At 61.6% G+C, this 7477-nt stretch carries 6 protein-coding genes and 1 pseudogene; 6 read left to right on the top strand and 1 reads right to left on the bottom strand.

Going from position 1 to position 7477, the window contains the following annotated elements:
* The 6 genes and pseudogenes from HBO09_RS28675 to HBO09_RS21905 all read left to right on the top strand — a co-directional run.
* Window positions 1-109 (top strand): annotated as a pseudogene (locus HBO09_RS28675) (IS110 family transposase); the annotation flags it as partial.
* Between the two features lie 88 nt (window positions 110-197).
* Complete coding sequence (locus HBO09_RS21925) at window positions 198-1049, top strand: DUF1989 domain-containing protein (RefSeq protein ID WP_169997187.1); 852 nt, start codon at window positions 198-200, stop codon at window positions 1047-1049.
* A 242-nt stretch (window positions 1050-1291) separates the two neighbouring features.
* A complete protein-coding gene (locus HBO09_RS21920; protein ID WP_169997185.1) occupies window positions 1292-1927 on the top strand; it encodes a glutathione S-transferase family protein in 636 nt (211 codons plus the stop codon).
* 102 nt (window positions 1928-2029) lie between these two features.
* The gene (locus HBO09_RS21915; RefSeq protein ID WP_169997183.1) at window positions 2030-2536 is read left to right on the top strand and encodes a sigma-70 family RNA polymerase sigma factor; all 507 of its coding nucleotides are present in this window, start codon (window positions 2030-2032) and stop codon (window positions 2534-2536) included.
* On the top strand, window positions 2533-3498 hold the full coding sequence (locus tag HBO09_RS21910) for a FecR domain-containing protein (protein ID WP_169997181.1): 966 nt from the start codon (window positions 2533-2535) through the stop codon (window positions 3496-3498). The genes HBO09_RS21915 and HBO09_RS21910 overlap by 4 nt, the downstream gene beginning before the upstream one ends.
* Window positions 3499-3595: 97 nt before the next feature.
* The gene (locus tag HBO09_RS21905; protein WP_169997179.1) at window positions 3596-6433 is read left to right on the top strand and encodes a TonB-dependent receptor; all 2838 of its coding nucleotides are present in this window, start codon (window positions 3596-3598) and stop codon (window positions 6431-6433) included.
* Between the two features lie 116 nt (window positions 6434-6549).
* Here HBO09_RS21905 and HBO09_RS21900 read toward each other — a convergent pair whose 3' ends face one another.
* Window positions 6550-7359, bottom strand: a complete 810-nt coding sequence (locus HBO09_RS21900; protein ID WP_169997177.1) for a helix-turn-helix domain-containing protein — start codon at window positions 7357-7359, stop codon at window positions 6550-6552.
* Window positions 7360-7477: the final 118 nt, after the last annotated feature.

The following is a 7477-nucleotide window of genomic DNA, read 5'->3' as shown; positions in this document are numbered from 1 at the left end:
AGCCCTGGTAATCCTCGCCCGCAAGCTCTGCCGGGTGGCATTCGCGCTGATGAAAAACCAGAGCGAATACCAACCGAACTTAAGGTTGCAGGGTTTACCTGCAACATAGAATCTCCCACATTGGTTTGTGTGTGCTCTTCAAGTCACGCCCGCCCCGTTGTATGGTTTTGCCAAACCCTGCCAACGAGGACCGCGCTATGTACAAGGACTATCCCGCCGCCTATCAAGTCAGCAAAGGTGCAGCCTTGCAGGTCGACCAGGCGTTTTATGATCGTGTGCGCGAGGGCGGGGCAGGGCGCACCCTGGTCGAGCAGTTCGAAGTACCGATCCGAACCGGTCGCGCCTGGAAAGTACCGGCCGGCCATGTGTTTCGCGTGACCACCCCGGTCGGCCCGCAGGTCGGCGACTTCAACGTGTGGAATGCCAACGATCCGCGCGAGCGCATGTGGGCCGCCCGCACCCGCCAGTTGCAAGGCGCCCATGTCAGCACCTATGACCGCCTGTGGTCGAACCTGCCGTTCTTGCGGCCGATGGTCACTATCACCGACGACAGCCTGGCCGGTTACGGCATCGACGAGCACGGCGGGCGTTTGCACGATCTGCTCGGCACGCGCTGCGATCCCTACGTGAACAAGATGCTCACTGGTGAGGACTTCCACCATCATTGCCACTCCAACCTGACCCGCGCCGTGTTGCCCCATGGCCTGACCGAGTTTGATGTGCACGACGTGTTGAATATCTTCCAGTGCACCGGCCTGAATCACGACGACATGTACTTCATGAAGGCATGCCCGGCCAAGCGAGGCGATTACCTGGAGTTTTTCGCCGAGATCGACTTGCTGTGTGCGCTGTCCACCTGCCCGGGCGGCGACCTGTCGCTGCCGATGTGGGGCCCGGATGCCCAGGATCCGCTGACGGTGTGCCGCCCGCTGGGGGTGGAAGTCTACCGGCTCGACGAGGCGTTGCTGCAGGGCTGGCAATCGCCGGCGCGCGCCGCGTACAACGGCAACCACGGCTTGTTGATTCCCAAGGCCGCGTGGGAAAAATAGTGCTGTGGGAAGGAACGCGGTATTGCTTTATGTAGGAGCGAGCTTGCTCGCGAATGCGGTGTGTCATTCAACACATCCAGCGACTGATTCACCGCTTTTGCGAGCAAGCCCGCTCCCACAGGGTGGGTTTAGAAAATCTAAAGCAGTGGTTAAGAACGTATCGTTTCCACGCCCGCTTTTACCTCCCTAGTATGGCGTTCAAGCAATTTCGCCGTAGTTAGCTTGACTGAGGTAAACCGGCCATGCACAGCCCTGATCTGGTGCTTTACACCGACAGCTCGCCCAATGGTTTCAAGATCACCATTGCCCTTGAAGAAATGGGCCTGGCCTACACCCTGCGTCATGTCCAGATCGATCACGACGAGCATCGTCACCCCGACTTTCTGGCGCTCAATCCCCATGGGCGGATTCCGGTGCTGGTTGATCGCGGCGCTGGCATCACCCTGTTCGAATCCGCTGCAATCTTGCTGTACCTGGCGCAAAAGAGCGGGCAACTGTTGCCCGAGGCCGGCCCGGCGCATTGGGCGGCGATTACCTGGCTGATGTTTCACAGCTCAAGCGTGGGGCCGTTGTTGGGCCAGCGCGTGCATTTCGAACTGTTCGACGACAGCGCCAACGCCACGGCAATCCAGCGTTATCGGCAACTGACCGAAGCGGCCTTTGCCACCCTCGACCAACAATTGGCCGCCAACCTGTGGTTGGCGGGCCAGGCCTATTCCATCGCGGATATCGCTACCTTTGGCTGGATGCACATTGCCCGGGTGATTGCCTTCGATTTCAGTCAGTACCGCCACCTGAGCGCGTGGTATGAGCGGGTCAACCTGCGCCCGGCCGTGCAGCGCGGCATCCGCTTGCCTGCTCCAGCCACCGGGCCATAGGCTGATGGCTAGCTGCAACAGTGGTAGCAGCGGGCGCTGTACAAGCGTCAGGTTCAACCACTAAAATGAGAAGTATTATCATTACCGCTCATTGGACCTGACATGTACGACGACAGTCTCGTCTCGCCCGTCGAACAACTCTACACCCGTCATCACCCCTGGCTGCGCGGCTGGTTGCAGCGTCGCCTGGGGCACTGCGCCGATGCCGAGGACCTGGCGCACGACACCTTCATCCGCGTGTTGCGCACGCAGCAGGATGTGCGGGAGTTGCGCCAGCCCATGGCATTTCTTGCCGCGATTGCCAATGGCTTGCTGATCAACCGCTGGCGTCGCCAGGCTATTGAGCGAGCCTACCTCGAGGCGCTCGCCGCACGTCCCGAAGGCGAGGAACCGTCCCCCGAAACCCGTTACCTGATGATCGAAACCCTGCTGCAACTCGACTCGCTGCTGGTGGGCTTGTCGATGCAGGTGCGCAAGATTTTCTTTTTGTCCCAGCTCGATGGCCTGACGTACCCGCAGATCGCCACGCAATTGAGCTTGAGTGTGGCCCAGGTACAGCGGGCGATGGGTAAGGCTTTCAGCGTGTGCTACGCGAGCCGTTTTGAATGAAGGGCGCTGCGGTTGCGCCGAAAATCCGCGAAACGGCCATCGATTGGATCGTCAGGTTTGAGTCCGGAATGATGAGCCCGGCCGATCATCAGGCGTTGCAGCAATGGCGCCTGGCGAGCGCCGAGCACGAATACGCCTGGCAACGCGTCGCCAGCTTGCCGCTGACGCTGCAGCCCGGCGCCAACCTGTTGGCGGATGCCACCGCGCGGCGGGCATTGGAAGCTGCCGGAGCTGATCCGCTGCGGCGCCGGCAAGTGCTCAAGTGCTTGTTGGGGCTGGGGCTGTTGGGTGGTCTGTCCTGGCAGGGCGCCGATTCAACGCTGGTGCGCGCAGCGTTTGCCACGTACCGCACAGCGACCGGTGAGCGCCGTCGCTGGAGCCTGGCCGATGGCAGTTCGCTGTGGTTGAACACCGCCAGCGCCGTCAGCCTGGACTTCAGCGCAAACCTGCGCAGCGTGCAGTTGATCGAGGGCGAGGTGGCGCTGGACGCACAGGTCGAATCGCGCCCGCTGCAACTGGTCACGCCGGATGCGCTCCTGAGCAGCCGGGAGGCCAATCTGCTGGTGCGCCACGATCAGCAGGGCACGTGGATTACCGTATTGCGCGGCCTGGTCGACGTGAGTTCGCCGCGCAACCCGTCACCGGTCGCTGTGGCGGCGGGGTGGCAGACCCGGGTGGATCGCCAGGGTGTGGACGCGCCACGCCAGACCGACGGGTTGCTGGCCCAGGCCTGGCTGCGCGGGATTCTGCCTGCCGAGCGCATGCGCCTGGATGTGCTGTTGGCTGAACTTTCCCGTTACCGGCCGGGCGTCTTGCGCTGCAGCGAGCAGGTCGCTGCGTTACGGGTGACCGGCAGCTTCCAGTTGGACGACACCGATGCCGCGCTGGCGTTGGTGGCCCATGCGCTGCCGGTGCGTATCGAGCGTCGTACCCGCTATTGGGTGAATGTGGTGCCGGTCTGAAAATTTTTTTACGTTCCCCCCGTAGTTTTTCAAAACTCGCTTGGCCTATAGGAATAACCCACCGAAACAGGTGGGCCTTCACCTCTAGGAGCCCTGCATGATTTCTCCCGCAAGTGTCTTGCGCACCCGCACATTGGGTCTGTTGCTACTCAGCCTGCAACCGTTGTACAGCACCGCGGTTTTCGCCCAGGCCGAGCGTCAGCCCTATAGCATCGACGCCGGTCCCTTGGACCAGGCGCTCTCGCGTTTCGGCGTGCAGGCGGGCATCAGCATGGCGGGCAGTTCGACCCTGACGGCGGGCAAGCGCAGCAACGGCCTGCACGGCGATTTCAGCACCGAAGCGGGCCTGGCGCAGTTGCTGGCAGGCACCGGCCTGAGTTTTCAGCGCCAGGCCGATGGCAGCTTTGAATTGCACCCGACGACCAGCGCGGTGGTGCTGCCGTCGCAGAAAGTCACGGGCGAAGACCTGCAGAAGAAAGCCGTCTACTCCGCGCCACGTTCGTCCGTTTACATCTCCCCGGAAGAAGTGCAGCGCTTTGGCGTGATCTCCCCCGGCGACCTGCTCAAGGGCCAGCCTGGAGTGCAGGTGGGTGACAGCCGCAATGGCGGTGGCCTGGATGTGAACATCCGTGGGATCCAGGGGCAAAGCCGGGTGGCGGTCACGGTTGATGGCTCGCAACAGGCGCTGGATGTCTATCGCGGTTATGCGGGCACGCAACAGCGTAGTTACATCGACCCCGACCTGATCAGCGATGTGGCCATCGACAAGGGCCCCAGCCTGACCTCCAGCGCCATCGGCGGCACGGTGGCGATTCGCACCCTGGGTGTCGATGACATCCTGCGTGATGGCAAGAACGTGGGCCTGCGCCTCAAGGGCGACTTGTGGAACAACGGCGTGGAGCCTGCCTCGCGCAGCAGCCACTCGACCAGCGACAGCCTGTACGCCGAGCCGCACCAGAACCGTGGCGGCTTGTTCGGTTCCGATTCGGAGTCGGGCAGTGCGGCGTTTGCCTATACCCACGATCTGTTCGACGTGGTGGCGGCCTACGCCCATCGCAACCAGGGCAACTACTTCTCCGGCAAGCACGGCCAGGACCGCTACCGCACCTTTGACCGCTATGGCCGTGAGGACATGACGGTGGCCACCACCTACAACGCCGGTGAAGAAGTGCTCAACTCCTCGGCAGAGACCGAATCGATCCTGCTCAAGACCACCCTGCGACCGGCCGACGACCACACCTTCGACTTCGGCTACAGCCAATACGACGGGCGTATAGGCGAGATCATGCCGTCGGACATCTTCCGTTTCGGCACCGGCGGCATCTACCAATACCCGCGCGGTCGCACCAAGATCGACACCTACACCGCCCGCTATCACTACCTGCCCACGGGCAATATGCTGGTGGACCTGACGACCAGCCTATGGATGACCGATGCCCAGACCAGCCAGTTGACCTCGGTAATGGCGCCCAAATCCCAGGCCTATCGCTCGGATCGCAACTGGACCCGCCAAGCCGACCGGCGCATCGGTGGGGACCTGGCCAATACCTCGCGATTTGACACGCAATACGGCGATTTCAAACTGGACCTGGGTGGCTCGTTCCAGCTCGAGGAACTGCAACCGCAAAAGAGCGTGGTCACCACGCAGCACGATATCAACGCCAACCGCAGCCTGCGTGACGGTTCGCGCAAGGAGTTCAGCCTCAACGGTAAGCTGGAGTACAAGCCGGTTGAAGAACTGACGGTGTGGGGTGGTGGGCGCTATACCTACTACAGCACCAAGGACCATGTGCCGCACGCCACCGCCCAGCGTGAGGAGCGTGAGGCGCGCTATGTGAACGTCATCAAGCCGGGACACTACGATTTCATGATGTGGTTCCCCGACGAGCACGGGCAATACACCGATGCCACCGACCCACGGTTGAACAACGGGATTGTCTTCAGTAACACCAACCATCCGTTCGAAGGCACACCGTACAACGACTATGGCGGCTCGGGCACGCGAGTCTTCCCGGCGAGTGTAGGAGAGGTGGTCACCGGTTATACGTACGCTAAGAAGCAAAGTGACAGCGCCAGTGCATTTTCTCCGGCCTTTGGCGTCAATTTCGAAGTGGCGCCAGATACCTTCCTCTATGCCTCTTACACCCAAGGACTGCGCATGCCCTCGTTGTTCGAAAGCAGCCTGGGCACTTTGCAGACCCTGCCCGGCAAAGGGCTCAAGCCCGAGCGCTCCAGTAACTGGGAAATCGGCGCGAGCACCCTGCAAAAAGGCCTGTTGGCCGACAACGACTCGGCGGCGATCAAGCTGGTGTACTTCAATAACAACATCAAGAACTACATCACCCGCTACTACGACCCAAGCCCCGGCAAGAATGGCCTGATGAACTTCAGCAACACCGACAGCTTCAAGACCAGCGGCCTGGAACTGCAATCGAACTACGACGCCGGACGGGTATTTGCCGACCTGTCCGCGACCTACTATCTGAAGACCGAGACCTGTGATTCGGTTTTCGCCGCACGCCTGCGCGCCAGCAGCACTCGCTGGAATGACCTGAGCGCCACGCCCAATTGCACGCCGGGCAGTTTCATGGGCTCATACACCAATACACAGAACCCCCCACGGACTTCCGGCAACCTGACCACGGGGTTGCGCTTCTTTGACCAGACGTTGACCGTTGGCGGACGGTTGACTTACACCTCTGGGCCGACGGTCACAGCCGACAAAAACTGGCAAACCGGTGCCACCACGCCGCAGTTGGTCTACCGCGAGGTGGCGCTGTTTGATCTGTTCCTCAACTACAAATGGCAGGATCACACCAACGTTAATCTGTCGCTGCAGAACCTGACGGACCGCTATTACCTGGACCCGCTGGCCCAGAGCTTCATGCCGGCGCCGGGGCGTACGTTGCGCATGGGGGTGGTGACCAAGTTCTGATTGCCTGAGTGTGTGGTGTGGCAAAAATTCTGCGCCCGGCAGAGATCCCCTGTGGGAGCGGGCTTGCTCGCGAAAGCGGTGTATCCGCAGCGGATGCCTGTACTGAAACCCCGCTTTTACAAGGTTAGAGAATGCTCGTAGGCGGCGGTCATGACGTGCCAGGTGTGGGGGTTGGCCGGGATCAGATGCTCGATGCGCAATGAGGTAACGGTGATGTCCTGGGGCATGCCGAAGGTGGTGAAGGTGGACATGAAGTCCAACTGGCCCTGCCGCGAGTTGATGCGTGTCAGCACCAGCGGCGGCAACTCATCGGTCAGTGCTGTCGAGCCTTGCGGCACCGGCAGGCTTTCCAGCAGCGTGGCCAGGGCCGGGTTGCCCAATGCTTCACGGGCCGCCCGTTGCCAGGCGAGGTTGCGGATTTCGTCGGCATTGAGCAAATGGTCGCCCAGGCCACCCGGTTGCAGCAGGGTCGTCAACAGGTTCAGGCCTTGTGCTGCGTCAGGCGCCAAGCCCACCAGATCAAACAGGATCTGGGTGCTGGCGTTGGCGGCGAGTACTTCCCAGTGGCTGCCCAGCACGATGGCCGGCGCCGGATTGTTGGCCTTCAGCACATGGTTGATGGCATCCCGAATGGCATCCATCGCCGGCGCAGCCAGCGGCGTGGCCTCATAGCGTGGAGCGTAACCGGCCGCGAGGAACAGGCTGTTGCAGTGTTCCAGTGGCACATCGAGGGCGTTGAGCAGGTTGTGCAACGTGCCAGGGCTGGCCTTGGCGCGGCCGGTCTCGATACAGCTCAAGTGGCGCTGGGAAATACCGCTGATCAGCGCCAACTCCAATTGACTCAACTTCGCCTGGCGACGCAGCAACCGCAGTTGCGTACCTGCGTCGGTATCGGGCGTGGCTCGGGGGAAAGGTGGGCGACTCATGGGTTGACTCTGGCTGGGTGGGGCGGCATGACCTCACAGGTCATTGAGAGGTTGGCGACGTTATCACTAATGTGCAGCTTATTGAGCCCCTCGCTCCGGTGAGAGGCTCTTTTGTGGA

This window comes from Pseudomonas sp. WS 5027, assembly GCF_012985695.1.
In the GTDB taxonomy this organism is placed as follows: Bacteria; Pseudomonadota; Gammaproteobacteria; order Pseudomonadales; family Pseudomonadaceae; genus Aquipseudomonas; species Aquipseudomonas hygromyciniae.
The sequence above is the reverse complement of the archived record's forward strand: the minus strand, read 5'-3'. Positions and strand labels throughout refer to the sequence as shown.